Genomic DNA, 13678 nt, shown 5'->3' with positions numbered 1-13678 from the left:
GGGTGGTGCCGGCACCACCCCCTTCCGGGTGGCCCGGCCCCCTGACCACGGCGGCGGGATGCGCGAGACTGAGGGCATGGACATCGACGGGGACGGCGCGGGCCGCGCGGACGGCGGGGCGGACGGCACGGCGGGCGGCCGGGTGCGTGCCACCGCGCTCGTCGGGGCGCGGTCCCTGGCGCTGGCCGTCGTGGTGCCGGTCGGGGCGATCACCCTGTTCGTGCTGAGCGTCGTGTCGATCGTCCTCGTGCCCCTGGGCATCGGCGTCGTCACGACCCCCTGGGTGCTGGCCGCCGTACGCGGCTTCGCGAACTGGCGGCGGCTGGTGGCGGCCCAGTGGAGCGGGGTGCGGATCCCGCCCGCGTACCGGCCGGTGCCCGAGGGCGCCAATCCGTGGGGACGGTGCTTCCACCTGCTCCGCGACCCGGCCGTCCGGCGGGACCTCGGATGGCTGCCCGTCGACATGACCGCGGGTTTCGTCACCGCGCTGCTGCCCGCCGCACTGATCGTCTACCCCTTCGAGGGGTTCGCCCTCGCCGCCGGGCTGTGGCGGGTCTTCACGGACGGCACGTACGTCGGCTGGTGGTACGGGTTCGTGCCGGTCGGCGGGCAGCTCAGCGCCCTCGCGGCGGGTGTGCTGGGCGCCGCCCTGCTCGTCGCGGGCGTCCACCTGGGCCCGTACCTCCTGCGCGTGCACTTCCTGCTGACCCGGTCCGTCCTGGCGTCCGGACAGGGCGCACTCGCCGAGCGGGTCCGCGTCCTGACCGAGACACGGCGGGACGCCGTCGACACCTCCGCGGCCGAACTGCGCCGGATCGAGCGGGACCTGCACGACGGGGCCCAGGCGCGGCTGGTCGCGATGGGCATGGACCTGGGCACCATCGAGGCCCTCATCGAGAAGGACCCGGCGAAGGCCAGGCTCCTGGTCGCCCAGGCCCGCAGGTCCTCCGCCGAGGCGCTCACCGAACTGCGGGACCTCGTACGCGGCATCCATCCGCCGGTGCTCGCGGAGCGCGGACTCGGCGACGCCGTACGGGCGTTGGCGCTGCGGACGCCGATCGGCACGGAGGTCGACGTGGACCTGCCGGGGCGGCTCGGGGAGCCGGTGGAGTCCGCGGCGTACTTCGCCGTCAGCGAGGTCCTCACCAACGCGGTCAAGCACTCGGGCGCCGAGCGCATCTGGGTCGACCTGCACCACACCCCGGCGCGCGGCGGGACGCTGCGGATCTCCGTCACCGACGACGGCCGGGGCGGCGCCACGCTCGGCGCGGGTTCGGGACTCTCCGGAGTCGAGCGGCGACTGGGTACATTCGACGGCGTCCTGGCCGTCAGCAGTCCTGTGGGCGGCCCCACCATGGTGACCATGGAGATCCCTTGCGCGTTGTCCTAGCCGAAGACCTGTTCCTGCTGCGCGACGGCCTGGTCCGGATGCTGGAGGCGTTCGGCTTCGAGATCGCCGCCGCCGTCGAGAGCGGCCCCGAACTGACGCGCGCGCTGGCCGAGTTGCAACCGGACGTCGCCGTGGTCGACGTACGCCTGCCGCCCTCGCACACCGACGAGGGGCTGCAGTGCGCGCTGGCGGCCCGCCGGGCCAGACCCGGGCTGCCGGTGCTCGTCCTGTCGCAGCACGTCGAGCAGTTGTACGCGCGTGAGCTGCTCGCCGACGGGACCGGCGGGGTCGGCTATCTGCTCAAGGACCGCGTGTTCGACGCCGAGCAGTTCATCGACGCGGTACGCCGGGTGGCGGCCGGCGGTACGGCGATGGATCCGCAGGTCATCCAGCAGCTGCTGACGCGGCGCCAGGCCGACGACCGGCCGCTGGGCCGGCTGACCCCGCGCGAGCTGGAGGTTTTGGAACTGATGGCGCAGGGCAGGTCGAACGTGGCGATCGCGGGCCAACTCGTGGTCACCGAGCGGGCGATCGCCAAGCACACGTCCAACATCTTCGCGAAGCTCAGCCTGGACGTCTCGGACGACGACAACCGTCGCGTCCTGGCCGTTCTCGCCTATTTGGACCAGGGCCGCTGAAAGGGCCCCGAACCAAGGAAAATCAAGGGCCGGCGATGACCGTTCCCGAGTTCCGCAACCGCTGAATGATATTCAGCGACACGGCTTCAACGGCCGTTGTTTCAGGGGCTTCTGGGCCCCTTGCGCCGGGATTGCGCCACGGAACTCTCATCAATTTCTGAGGCCTCTGAACGCCCCAGGAACCTCCTCCGTATTGAACGACGCCGCTTCACCTCCTGCCGGGCGCCTCGATGCCCCCGCAAGGAAGCCAGAGGAGTTCCATGGGACGCACGAACAGAAAACGCCGCTCCACGCTCGCCAACCGGGCGATAGCCGCATCGGCGGCTCTCGCGCTGGGCGGCGGCGGTCTGCTTGCGGCCAACATCTACGCTTCCGCGGGCGAGGGCAAGAGCTCGACGCGGAACGCGCAGACGACTGCCGCCTCGGTGGCCACGATCAAATGCCCGGACGTCGGACAGAAGCTGACCGATGTGCCGAGGGGCGCACGCGCCGGTGTCGACAAGGAGCTGGCGAAGCTCGACCAGCAGGTCACGGAGGCCTATAAGCGTCTTGCGGACACACGTCAGGCTCAGGCGGGGGACCCGGGCTACGTCGACAACGCCATCCTGGGCCCGCTGAAGTCCAAGCGCGTGGCGACGATCGACCGCATCACCAACAACATCAAGCGTGCCGGCGGCAAGGGCCCGAGAGGAGGAGGCAAGTTCGCAGGGTGCCAGGGCGTGCCTGCCGACCAGCCCGCCGGCGGTGGCCAGGGCAACAACGGCGGCCAGGGGGGCAATGGCGGCCAGGGCAACAACGGTGGCCAGGGCGACAACGGCGGTCAGGCCGGCAACGGCGGCCAGGGTGACAACGGCGGCCAGGACGGCGGCAACGGTGGCCAGGACGGCAACGGGCCCGTGGCAGCCGACTTCCAGGACATCACCCAGGTCCAGCCGAACGGCGGACCCAAGGGTGTGGGTGCGAACGGGCTCGCCGCGAACGGCGACGGCGGTTCCACCGGCTCCTTCACCACGAGCTGCGGCACCAACGAGAACGAGCTCCGCAACTCGGACAACGTGATCGTCGCCCCTGGTGTCAGCAACGGCGCCCAGCACCAGCACGACTACGTCGGCAACCAGTCCAACGACGCTTTCGCGAGCGACCAGGACCTGGCGGCGGCCGAGACCACCTGCCAGAACCAGGGTGACAAGTCGTCGTACTTCTGGCCGGTCCTGCGTGTGCAGGACGGTCAGGACGATGTCGACGCCAACGCCCCCGGTGGCGGTCAGGACGGCAACGTCGGAACGATCGCCCAGGTCAGCGATGTCACGCTGAAGTTCGTGGGCAACCAGCAGAGCGATGTCGTGGCGATGCCGCAGGCACTGCGCATCATCACCGGTGACGCCAAGGCGTTCGTGAACGGCCTGGGCAACGCCAACACGAACTGGAGTTGCACCGGGTTCGAGGACCGGCAGCTGACCGACAAGTACCCGATCTGCCCCGAGGGCAGCTCCGTGGTGCGGTCGAGCAACTTCCAGAGCTGCTGGGACGGTCAGAACATCGACAGCGCCAACCACCGCACGCATGTGGCCTTCGTCCAGGAGGACGGCACCTGCGCCAACGGTTTCCAGGCCATCCCCCAGCTCCAGGTCCGGCTGGTCTACGACGTCGCGGCGCCGCAGATCGAGAACGGACAGGTCACGAACCCGTTCGCGGTGGACTCCTTCCCGGACCAGCTGCACAAGCCGATCACCGACCACAACGACTTCATCAACTTCTTCGACGAGAACACGATGAACCAGGTGGTCGACTGCATCAACAGCGGCCAGGAGTGCAAGTAACCAGGTAACCGAACAGCACAGCGAATAACTCAGTAGGCGGCAAGCAGAAGAAAGCCGGCGGTGGGAATTCCCACCGCCGGCTTTTGCCGTTCCGCCGCTCTCCCGCTGCTGCTCTTCCGCGGACTCGCCCGCTGATCCCGGCCCCGGTGATCCGCCCCTGGCCCGGACGGTCAGCCGTTGTGACCGCCGCTGTTGTGACTGCCGCCGGGATTCATGTGCTCGGAGCCCTCCTCCATGGTCCCGCCGATCTCACCGCGCAGCGCGGCGACCGTCTTCTGCTCGCCGACGGCGACCCACTTGCGGCCGACGAGGTAGTAACCGCCGTAGTCCTTGGCCCCGTTGAGCCACTCGCGCTGGCCGCGGTCGGTGGCGAACGTCGCGAGGATGTACTTGCCGTCGGAGCTCTTGCAGATGGCCTGCCGGATCGTGTCCGCGTCCGTCTGCATGTTCGGCTTGCAGCCCGCCTCCCGCGCGATGTTCTCCAAGCTCCCTGACGCGGTCTCGGGGACCTTGTCCCCACCGTCCTCGGAGCCGCAGCCGGTCACCGCCAGCAGTGCCATGACCGCCCCGGCCGTACCGGCCGCGAGCCTCTTCGTCGTCACACTCATTCGTACGTACCTCCGGGTCCGTTCCGGCCTGGGAGGGTCGGTCCCGACCCACGCCGCCGGGAGCCCCGGCAGAAGGGCCCCGTCTTCGATACGGCTCCCGCGGGCCCAGCGCTCAATCGACGGCGGCCGGGCACGCGGACGGACCCCGGTCTCCGCTCTCCGGTCAGCCGGCGGCGAGGAGTTCGAGGGTGTCGATCACGCGGTTCGAGAAGCCCCACTCGTTGTCGTACCAGGCGACCACCTTGATGTGGCGGCCTTCGACACGGGTGAGCTCCGAGTCGAAGATCGCCGAGGCCGGGTTGCCGGTGATGTCGGACGACACGAGCGCGTCCTCCGAGTACTCCAGTACGCCCGCGAGCGGTCCCCCTGCCGCGGCGCGGTACGCCGCCAGCACGTCCTCGCGCGTCACGTCACGGGCGACGGTCGTGTTGAGCTCGACGATCGATCCCACCGGGACCGGCACCCGGATCGAGTCGCCGGACAGCTTGCCCGCCAGGTTCGGCAGGACGAGGCCGATCGCCTTGGCTGCGCCCGTCGTGGTCGGCACGATGTTGACGGCTGCGGCGCGGGCCCGGCGGGCGTCGCGGTGCGGGCCGTCCTGCAGGTTCTGCTCCTGCGTATAGGCGTGCACCGTCGTCATGAAGCCGTGCTCGATACCGGCGAGGTCGTCGAGCACCGAGGCCAGCGGCGCCAGCGCGTTGGTCGTGCACGACGCGTTCGAGACGATCGTGTGCGCGGCCGGGTCGTACGCCTCGGTGTTGACCCCGTACGCGAGGGTGACGTCGGCGCCGTCCGCCGGCGCGCTGACCAGGACCTTCTTCGCGCCGGCGTCGAGGTGGGCACGGGCGGCCCCGGCCGACGTGAAGCGGCCGGTCGCCTCCAGCACGATGTCGACGCCCAGCTCGGCCCACGGCAGGCGCGCCGGTTCGCGCTCGGCGAGCACGGCGACGCGCCGGCCGTCGACGACGAGGGCGGCCCCGTCGACCGTCACCGGGCGGCCGAGCCGTCCCGCCGTCGAGTCGTAGGACAGCAGCCGGGCCAGGGCGGCGGGCTCCGTGAGGTCGTTGACGGCGACGACCTCCAGGTCGCTGTCGCGTTCGAGCAGGGCGCGCAGCACATTGCGGCCGATCCGGCCGAATCCGTTGATGGCGATACGAGTCATGAGTGAGTGTCCCTTCGGTTCGCCCTCAGGTTCCCTCGCGGCCTCAGCCGGTGACAGCGGCGTGATCGCCACGGTCCGCAAGGATCGCGCCACGCCGGTGGACACGGGGCGGCACGGGCTACTTCCCCCGGGCGAAGGTGCGCCGGTACTCGCTCGGTGTGGTGCCGAGGATGCGCTGGAAGTGCAGCCGCAGGTTCGCGCCGGTGCCCAGGCCCACGTCGGCGGCGATCTGCTCGACGCCCCGCTGCGAACGCTCCAGCAGTTCACGGGCCAGGTCGATACGGGCCCGCATGACCCACTGCATGGGCGTGTACCCGGTGTCCTCGGCGAAGCGCCGCGAGAAGGTGCGCGGCGACACCGCCGCGTGCCGGGCGAGCGCTTCGAGGGTGAGGGGCTCGCCGATCCTGTGCAGCGCCCACTCCCGGGTGGCGGCGAACCGCTCGTCGAGCGACTCGGGCACCCTGCGCGGCACGTACTGTGCTTGGCCGCCGCTGCGGTAGGGGGCGGCCACCAGGCGGCGCGCCGCGTGGTTCGACGCGGAGACGCCCAGATCGCCGCGCAGGATGTGCAGGCACAGGTCGATGCCCGAGGCGGCGCCCGCCGAGGTCAGCACGCTGCCCTCGTCGACGAACAGCACGTTCTCGTCGACGCGCACGAGCGGGCGCTTCGCCGCGAGTGCCCGCGTGTAGTGCCAGTGCGTCGTGGCGCGCTTGCCGTCGAGCAGGCCCGTGACGGCGAGCGCGAAGGCCCCCGTCGAGATGGCGGCGAGCCGCGCGCCCCGCCGGTGGGCGGCGATCAGCGCGTCGACGACGGCCTCCGGCGGATCGTCGCGGTCCGGATGCCGGTAGCCCGGCACGAAGACGATGTCGGCCCACTCAAGGGTGTCGATACCGTGGCCGACGTGGTACGACAGACCGTCGCCGCCGGCCACGAGACCGGGTGCCGCACCGCACACCCGCACCTCGTACGGCATGCTCTCGCGGGTCGTGAACACCTGCGCGGGGATACCGACGTCGAGCGGCTTCGCGCCTTCGAGCACGAGGACGGCGACGCGGCGCAGGGGTGAGACGGACACGGGAAGAGCGTACGTGGGCGGGGGCGCGGGCGGCGGTGGACGCCTCCGGGTGACGGGGTCCGGGGCGGTCGTGGACATGCCTGTGCGATGGTGTGCCGGTGACGACAGACGAAGACAGGGCAGCGGACTGGGACGAGCGTGTGGCGGCCGTCTGGAACGGCTTCGACGCCGATCCGGCGGCGGACGCGGCCGCCTTCCGCGCGGTGATCGACGCGCTCGTGGCCGAGCTGCCGGCCGGCAGTCCGGCCGGGCCCTTCGAGCAGGCGTCCGCCTGGGACTCGACGGGGCACTCCGACCGGGCCGTGCCGCTGTACCGGGAGGCCCTGGCGCTCGGCCTCGACGGCTACCGGGGCCGGCGCGCGAAGATCCAGCTGTCCAGCTCGCTGCGGAACCTCGGGCAGCCGGAGGAGGGCGTCCGGCTCCTCACGCCCGAACTCGTCGGCGTCTCGGACGAGTTGGACGACGCCGTACGGGCGACTCTCGCGCTGTGCCTGGCGAGTCTGGGCCGCGAGCGTGAGGGCCTCGCGCTGGTCCTGGGCGCCCTCGCCCCTCATCTGCCCCGCTACCAGCGGTCCATGGCGAACTACGCGCGTCTGCTCGTGGAGCCGGAGGGATAGGCCGGAGAGACGCCGGGCGGGACAACTCGCCGTGGGACCCGGGGAGTCCGGGGCCCCCGGGGACGCGGTCCGGGACCGGTCCAGGTGACCTACCGCCGATTCGCTCGTTCTGCTGAATGTGCAGTCACAGGATGTAGCCCCGCGCCCCCGCCCCGCCTCAGCCACCGCCCCCGGGCAGGCGGTCGACGTCGAGCAGGCCGAGGCCGCGCTCGTCGAGCACTACCCGCGGCTCGTCCGGCTCGCCTATCTGGTCCTGCCGCCCAGCCTCGGCCGCCACCGCCGGGTGCTCACCGCGCACGCGCTCACCCAGCGCGCCCTGCCCCGCGGCCGGACCGCAGAAGACATCTCCGTCCTCCCGGCCCAGAAGAGCGCCGCCCAGGGCCGCGACAGCGATCCCGGATACGCGTACGTGCGTCTGCGTGTCCTGCGGAGCGCGCTGGAGGCGGGCCGGCCGCTGACCTTCCGGGCCTGGCCCAGGCGGGCGCAACTGCCGCCGCTGCTCCCCCAGATGTGGGGCCTGCGGCTCTCCCCGCGCACGGGCGGCGCCGACGAACTCGCCCTGGACCAGCGGCTGTCGGCCCTCTCGGCCCCGGCCCGCGCCGTCTACGTCCTGCGCGGCCTTGAGCGGCTGGCCGACGCGGACGTACGCAAGGTGCTGGCCCGCGCGGGCGAGGAGGATCCGGCCGCCGCGCTCGCCGAGGCGGACCGGGCGGGCAGCCGGGACACGGCGGACGCGGCCGACGCGCGCTACGCGTTGCTCGCCTCCCCCGAGTTCGACCCGTGCGCCCTGCATGCCCGGCCCACCGATCTGATGCGCCGCCGCCAGCACATGAAGGCGGCGGTCGCGGCGGCCGCCGCGGTCGCCGTCTGCGGGGCGCTCCTCGGCATGCCCGGCGACGGCTGGGGCCCCAACGGCGCCGCCGCTCCCCCGTACGCGCAGAATCCGGCGGCCCAGGCCGCGCTGGACCCCGGCAGGCTGACGCGGGTCCCGGCGGCGGCCTGGGAGTCGTCGGCGCGCACCGACTTCTCCGTGTGGCCCGCGCGGGGCGGCCTCACCGGCGACAGGGCCCTGTTGCGGCGCGCGCTCGCCGTCTGGGCCAGGCCCGGCGGGTCCGTGCAGGTGTCGGCGACCCCGGGCACCCCCGCGGGCGCCCCGCCGGGACCGCCCCAACTGCTGTACGCGGGCGAGGTCGACCAGAGCCGGGTCGTGGTCCTGCACGACGGGCTGCGCATCGTGCGGTACGCCGAGCCGAAGGACGGCACCCAGGGCGCCGCCCTCGACTTCGCCCGGGTCGACAGCGCCACCGGCGCCGACGCGAGCGCCCTGGTCCTGGGCCGTGCCGACGGCAACGTCCGCTATCTGACGGCGCCGTGGGTGCGTACCACCGCCGTGCGCGACCTGCTGAAACCCGCCACGGGTACGGCCGAGACCGCCGGTACGACCCCGCTGGCGCGCTCCGCCGACGGCGTGAGCGAGCCGTTCGCCAGCCCCGCCGAGGAGACCGGCGCGTGCCGTTCCTGGAACGTGCTGGAGCTGACCGACCGGACGGGCACCCGGCTGCTGACCGACCTCGGGGAGCTGACCCCCGCCCGGCTCACCTCGGGCCGCCCCGGGCGGTCCCGCGACGCCTCGGCGGCGGCCTGGTCCCCGCTCGCCTGCTCCCTCGCGGCAGTCCGGGGCCAGGGGGTGCGCTCGGTGAACTCCTGGCAGTACGCCCGCCAGCAGCTCCCCGAGACGGGCGGCACCGCGGACTGGCTGTGCACCCGCGCGGACACCTGGCGCGGCGGCGGCCAGCGGATCCTCGCCCAGTTCCACGCGCGGGGGCAGCGGTACGGCGCGGTCGCGGCCAAGGCGGAGAACGTGGCCGCCTGCGGCCCGAAGGACCCCCATGTCCTGGCGGGTGTCCTGTGGAAGTCCCCCGGCGGCGACTGGTACCTGCTCGCCGCCGGCAGCAAGGACACGGCGTCGATCCGTGCGACGGGCGGCACCGACGGGTCCTCCCCGGGCAGCCTCCTCGCGGTACGGACCCGGGAGGGCGCGCAGGCGGGCATGAAGGGCACCCTGGAGAACGGGCGGGAGATCAGCGGGCTGCGCTGAGCCGGACGAACGGGCACGGCGCACCGTCCCGTTCGCGGCCGGATCCGATCGGTAAGGTGTTCGTATGACTACCGGGGTGCGCCGAAGGATGGGCGTCGAGGAGCGACGGCAGCAGTTGATAGGCGTCGCCCTCGACCTGTTCAGCCGACGCTCGCCGGACGATGTGTCCATCGACGAGATAGCCTCCGCGGCGGGCATCTCGCGGCCGTTGGTCTACCACTACTTCCCCGGCAAACTCAGCCTGTACGAGGCCGCGTTGAAGCGGGCCTCGGACGACCTGGCGGACCGGTTCGTCGAGCCGCGGGAGGGCCCGCTGGGTGCGCGGCTGCTGCGCGTGATGCGGCGCTACTTCGACTTCGTCGACGAGCACGGGCCCGGTTTCTCGGCGCTGATGCGGGGCGGGCCCGCGGTCGGCTCCACCCGGACGAACGCCCTCGTGGACGGTGTGCGGCAGGCCGCGTACCTCCAGATCGTGGCGCATATGCGGGTCGACGAGCCGCCCGCCCGACTCGAACTGGTCGTCCGCTCGTGGATCTCACTGGCCGAGGCGACCGCGCTGATCTGGCTGGACGGCCGCCGGATACCGCGCGGCGAGCTGGAGGTCCAACTGGTGCACGACTTCGCGGCCCTGGCCGCGGTCAGCGCCACGTCCGACCCGGAGATGGCCGCGCTCCTGCGCCGGGTACTGGCGGAAGAGCCCCCCAGGGGCCCGTTCTCCGACCTGGTGGACCGCCTGGTGGCCTTGGCGACCTAGCCGAGTGGGCCGCGCCGCAAAAGCGAAAAGATTGCGCAGTTCCCCGCGCCCCTGGGTAGCACGGGCCTTTCGCTTCTGGGGGCGCGGGGAACAGCGCGGGCTTTTCGCTTCTGGGGGCGCGGGGAACTGCGCAATCTTTTAGGGGCGCGGGGAACTGCGCGGCCGGCCCCCGCCCGCCCGCACCTCGAAGCCGGCCGCGGTGCCCCTCCCCGGAGGTCAGTCCACGAACCTCTGGTACGACGCGTCCAGATCCCGCGCCTCGGCGGACGCGTGCAGTGTCAGCCCGTCCACCGGCTTCACATACGCCCGCAACAACTCCAGCGTCCGAGACGTCAACGCGGACTTGACCTCGGCGGACCGCCCCGGAAGCAGCGCGAACGCGACATGCACGAGCGCGTGCCCCTCCCCCGCCTCCCCCACGACGACATCGTCGGCCGCCCGGAACCGGCACTTGCACGCCCCGATCGTCGCGGCGGCCGTCTCGACCACCATGGCGTGCAGCGCGACAGCGAACCCCCGCCGGTCGAAGGCATCGCCGAGCGACGTGGAGTAGTCGACGGTGATCTGCGGCATGAGCTCTCCTGTTCCGGGACAACACCACGCAGCCTAGCCTCAGCCGCCGGAGCCCCGCGAGAACACCGCCACGGTCCGCGCGGGAACGGCGAACGTGCCCGAGCCCCGCGCGTAGGAGGCGGACCTGACCACCGCGTCCGCGCCCCTGGCCTGCACGGGGTGCAGCGCGTATCCCGTGCCCCGCAGCTCCGGCACCTGCTGCTCCTGCGCCACCGGGGTCGCGTTGAAGACGACGACGAGGTCACCGAGTGCCATCGTGATCACCCCGGGCGTCTCGTCCGTGCCGGACAGCGGGAAGGACAGCTTCGACTGCACCTGCCCTGCGGTGCCGAGCCCGAAGTCGCTCTCGGCCGTACGGATCCGCAGCAGGTCCCGGTACGCGGCAAAGGTGCCCTCGATCTGCGGGCAGCCCACCGCGACGGACGTCAACAAGGGCTTGGCGTACGGCCATTTGGACTCGTTGTCGCCCGCCGGAGGCAACCCGCGGCCGAAGCCGTTGCCGTCCCGGCAGTCCCAGTGGATCGCGTTGAACCAGTCGCCGCTGTCGTACGAGTTGCGGTCCAGGGACTTCGACCGCAGCAGGTCGGTCCCCGCCTGGGAGAGCGCCGGGCCCTGCGACAGAGCGGCCGTGGCCATCGCGAGGACCTGCATCCGCGACCGGTCGGCCGCCGGGGTGGCCTCGGGCAGCTTGAACGCGAGCGCGTCGAACAGCGACTCGTTGTCGTGCGCGTCCACGTAGGCGAGGGCGTCACCGGGCGCGTCCGCGTATCCGGCGGGCGCGCCGTTGTAGTCGACCTCGGAGCCCTTGACCCGCCGGCCGGCGCTGTCGGTGAAGGCGTACCCGGCGAGGTTGCCGGACAGGCCCACCTTGATCAGGTCCTGGTAGTGCAGCAGACGGGCCTTCTGCTCGGCCGGCGTGCCGTTGCCCGCCGAGGAGTTGGGGTCGGTGTAGAGGCCGGACGCGAAACCCTGGACGCCCGGGTCCTCGTCGAAGGGGCCGCCGCCGCGCACCGCGTCCCGGGCCCGGTCGGAGAAGGTGGCGATGCCGGTCCCGGCCATGTTCTGCTGGGTGGCCTGGACGAACCGGGCGTCGTTCGCGACGGCGCCGAAGTTCCAGCCTTCGCCGTACAGGACGATCTTCTTGCCGTCGACGCCGTCCTTCGCGGGGGTGAGCGCGTCGAGGGCCTTCCTGACCGCCAGGATGTTGGCCTTCGGGTGGTGTCCCATCAGGTCGAAGCGGAACCCGTCGACCTTGTACTCCCTGGCCCAGGTGACGATCGAGTCGACGACCAGCTTGCCCATCATGGCGTTCTCGGTCGCCGTGTCGGCGCAGCAGGAGGAGGTGTCGACGGTGCCGTCGGCGAGGAGCCGCTGGTAGTAGCCGGGGACCACCTTGTCGAGCACGCTCGTGTCGGCCTGGCCTGCGGCGGAGGTGTGGTTGTAGACCACGTCCATGACGACCCGCAGGCCGTCCTCGTTGAGTGCCTTGACCATCTCGCGGAACTCGACCGTACGGCCCGTCCCGTCGGGATCGGTGGCGTACGAGCCCTCGGGCACCGTGTAGTGGTACGGGTCGTAGCCCCAGTTGTACGCGTCCTGCGCGGCGCTCTTCCCCACGCACGCCTGCTGCCGGTCGGAGTCGGCGGCGAAGGAGGCCAGGTCGCAGTCGGGCGTCGCCTGGTCCGCCCGCTTCTCCGGGATCGTGGCGATGTCGAAGGCGGGCAGCAGGTGCACGTACGAGGTCCCGGACTCGGCGAGTTTCCTGAGGTGGCGGGAGCCGGCGCTGTCCTTGTCGGTGAAGGCGCGGTAGGTGCCCTTGTCCCGCGCCGGGACGGTTCCGTCGCCGACGGAGAAGTCGCGGATGTGCAGTTCCTGGATCTGCGCGTCCTTCAGCGGCACGGCCTCGGGTTTCTTCAGGCCCGACCAGCCGCCCGGGGCGAGGGACCTGTCGTCCAGGTCGACGACGAGGCTGCGTTCGGAGTCGGCGGTGAGGGCGACCGAGTAGGGGTCGGTGACCTTGTTGGTGACGACCTCGCGGACGCTGGGCGCCCACACCTTCACGACGTACCGATAGGGCTTGCCCTTCCAGGACGCGGGCCCGGTGACGGACCAGACCCCGGTGACGGGGTCACGCTTCATGGCCGTGGTCCTGGCCGTGGTGTGGGCCGTGCCGCCGATCTCCAGGGAGACCTCCTGGGCGGTCGGCGCCCAGACGGCGAGCGTGGGACGGCCGTCGGCGCGGAACGTCGGACCGAGGTCCGCCTTCGTCGCGGCCGTGCCGTACACGTCGTCGAGCACACCGGCGATCTGTACGCCGGTGGCCGCCAGCACGGCTCCGTCAGCGGCTCGCTGGGAAGCGACCAGCTGACCGCGCAGGGCCTCGCGCACGCGGTCGCGGTCCCGCGGGTCGACGGACCAGGCCGTGTACTCCCTCAGGTGCGGGAACTCGGCCTTCTGCGCGTCGGTGAGCGTGGCCCTGACCAGCCGGAGCGACCGCTCGTCGGTGCCGGTGAGCGTGCCGTTCCCGGCCTTGATGCTGCCCGTGCGCGAGTACAGCAGCCGGGTGGAGGCGGCGTTGTCGTCGCCGTTCCAGGCGACGGTGTTCCGGTCGATCCAGACCGCGGCGGCGTCGGCGCCGGGGGCGGCCTGGGCGGTGAGGGGTTGGAGGAGAGTTGCGGCGAGGGTGACGGCGACGAGGTGTCTGCGCGACGGTTTCAGGACCACGGACGTGAACTCCTCTTTTCAGCAAGGACCTTGCAAGACCCGGAAACACATTCCAGCGACCGCCCCCGAACGGCACCGCTCAAAGACAAAAGACTGCGCAGTTCCCCGCGCCCCCAGGCAACACACCCCTGCCCCAGCCCAAACAGCGAGACAGCCCTGGGGCGAAGGCCGGGGGGGCGCGGGACGGGGGCGAAGGCCGGGGGGCAGGGGACGGGGGGC

Annotated in this window: 10 protein-coding genes and 1 pseudogene; 6 read left to right on the top strand and 5 right to left on the bottom strand. The window is 72.1% G+C overall.

Translation table 11 applies throughout. The features are described 5' to 3' along the window. Positions 1 to 76: 76 nt before the first annotated feature. The 3 genes from ACLVWQ_RS29715 (at position 77) to ACLVWQ_RS29705 (ending at position 3848) form a co-directional block, all read left to right on the top strand. On the top strand, positions 77 to 1390 hold the full coding sequence (locus ACLVWQ_RS29715; protein ID WP_414112498.1) for a sensor domain-containing protein: 1314 nt from the start codon (positions 77 to 79) through the stop codon (positions 1388 to 1390). After that, on the top strand, positions 1375 to 2028 hold the full coding sequence (locus ACLVWQ_RS29710; protein ID WP_414112301.1) for a LuxR C-terminal-related transcriptional regulator: 654 nt from the start codon (positions 1375 to 1377) through the stop codon (positions 2026 to 2028). Before ACLVWQ_RS29715 ends, ACLVWQ_RS29710 begins: the two co-directional genes overlap by 16 nt. Positions 2029 to 2288: 260 nt before the next feature. Then, a complete protein-coding gene (locus ACLVWQ_RS29705) occupies positions 2289 to 3848 on the top strand; it encodes a DUF1996 domain-containing protein (protein ID WP_414112300.1) in 1560 nt (519 codons plus the stop codon). A gap of 170 nt (positions 3849 to 4018) precedes the next feature. On the opposite strand, the gene ACLVWQ_RS29700 is transcribed toward ACLVWQ_RS29705, so the two are convergent. The 3 genes from ACLVWQ_RS29700 to ACLVWQ_RS29690 form a co-directional block, all read right to left on the bottom strand. Next, a complete protein-coding gene (locus ACLVWQ_RS29700; RefSeq protein WP_414112299.1) occupies positions 4019 to 4456 on the bottom strand; it encodes a hypothetical protein in 438 nt (145 codons plus the stop codon). Between the two features lie 163 nt (positions 4457 to 4619). Beyond that, positions 4620 to 5618 (bottom strand): type I glyceraldehyde-3-phosphate dehydrogenase, encoded by a 999-nt coding sequence (gap, locus tag ACLVWQ_RS29695; RefSeq protein ID WP_414112298.1) that lies wholly within the window; start codon positions 5616 to 5618, stop codon positions 4620 to 4622. A gap of 118 nt (positions 5619 to 5736) precedes the next feature. Then, the gene (locus ACLVWQ_RS29690) at positions 5737 to 6693 is read right to left on the bottom strand and encodes a GlxA family transcriptional regulator (protein WP_414112297.1); all 957 of its coding nucleotides are present in this window, start codon (positions 6691 to 6693) and stop codon (positions 5737 to 5739) included. A 98-nt stretch (positions 6694 to 6791) separates the two neighbouring features. Here ACLVWQ_RS29690 and ACLVWQ_RS29685 point away from each other — a divergent pair, with 98 nt between their 5' ends. From ACLVWQ_RS29685 to ACLVWQ_RS29675, 3 genes are all read left to right on the top strand, one after another. After that, entirely contained in the window at positions 6792 to 7310 is a 519-nt protein-coding gene (locus tag ACLVWQ_RS29685) for a tetratricopeptide repeat protein (RefSeq protein WP_414112296.1), read from the top strand. A gap of 118 nt (positions 7311 to 7428) precedes the next feature. Next, positions 7429 to 9408, top strand: a complete 1980-nt coding sequence (locus ACLVWQ_RS29680) for a hypothetical protein (protein WP_414112295.1) — start codon at positions 7429 to 7431, stop codon at positions 9406 to 9408. 64 nt (positions 9409 to 9472) lie between these two features. Beyond that, positions 9473 to 10162 carry a TetR/AcrR family transcriptional regulator gene (locus ACLVWQ_RS29675; RefSeq protein WP_414112294.1) on the top strand — a complete coding sequence of 230 codons (690 nt, stop codon included), beginning with the start codon at positions 9473 to 9475 and terminating at the stop codon, positions 10160 to 10162. 216 nt (positions 10163 to 10378) lie between these two features. Here the strand turns inward: ACLVWQ_RS29675 and ACLVWQ_RS29670 are convergent, their stop codons facing one another. Together ACLVWQ_RS29670 and pulA are read right to left on the bottom strand one after the other, a co-directional pair. After that, positions 10379 to 10735 carry a 5-carboxymethyl-2-hydroxymuconate Delta-isomerase gene (locus ACLVWQ_RS29670; RefSeq protein WP_414112293.1) on the bottom strand — a complete coding sequence of 119 codons (357 nt, stop codon included), beginning with the start codon at positions 10733 to 10735 and terminating at the stop codon, positions 10379 to 10381. Positions 10736 to 10774: 39 nt separating this feature from the next. Continuing rightward, positions 10775 to 13360: pseudogene (gene pulA / locus ACLVWQ_RS29665) on the bottom strand (pullulanase-type alpha-1,6-glucosidase); the annotation flags it as partial. Positions 13361 to 13678: the final 318 nt, after the last annotated feature.

Source organism: Streptomyces sp. CWNU-52B, from assembly GCF_047444975.1.
Lineage (GTDB): Bacteria > Actinomycetota > Actinomycetes > Streptomycetales > Streptomycetaceae > Streptomyces.
The sequence above is the reverse complement of the archived record's forward strand: the minus strand, read 5'-3'. Positions and strand labels throughout refer to the sequence as shown.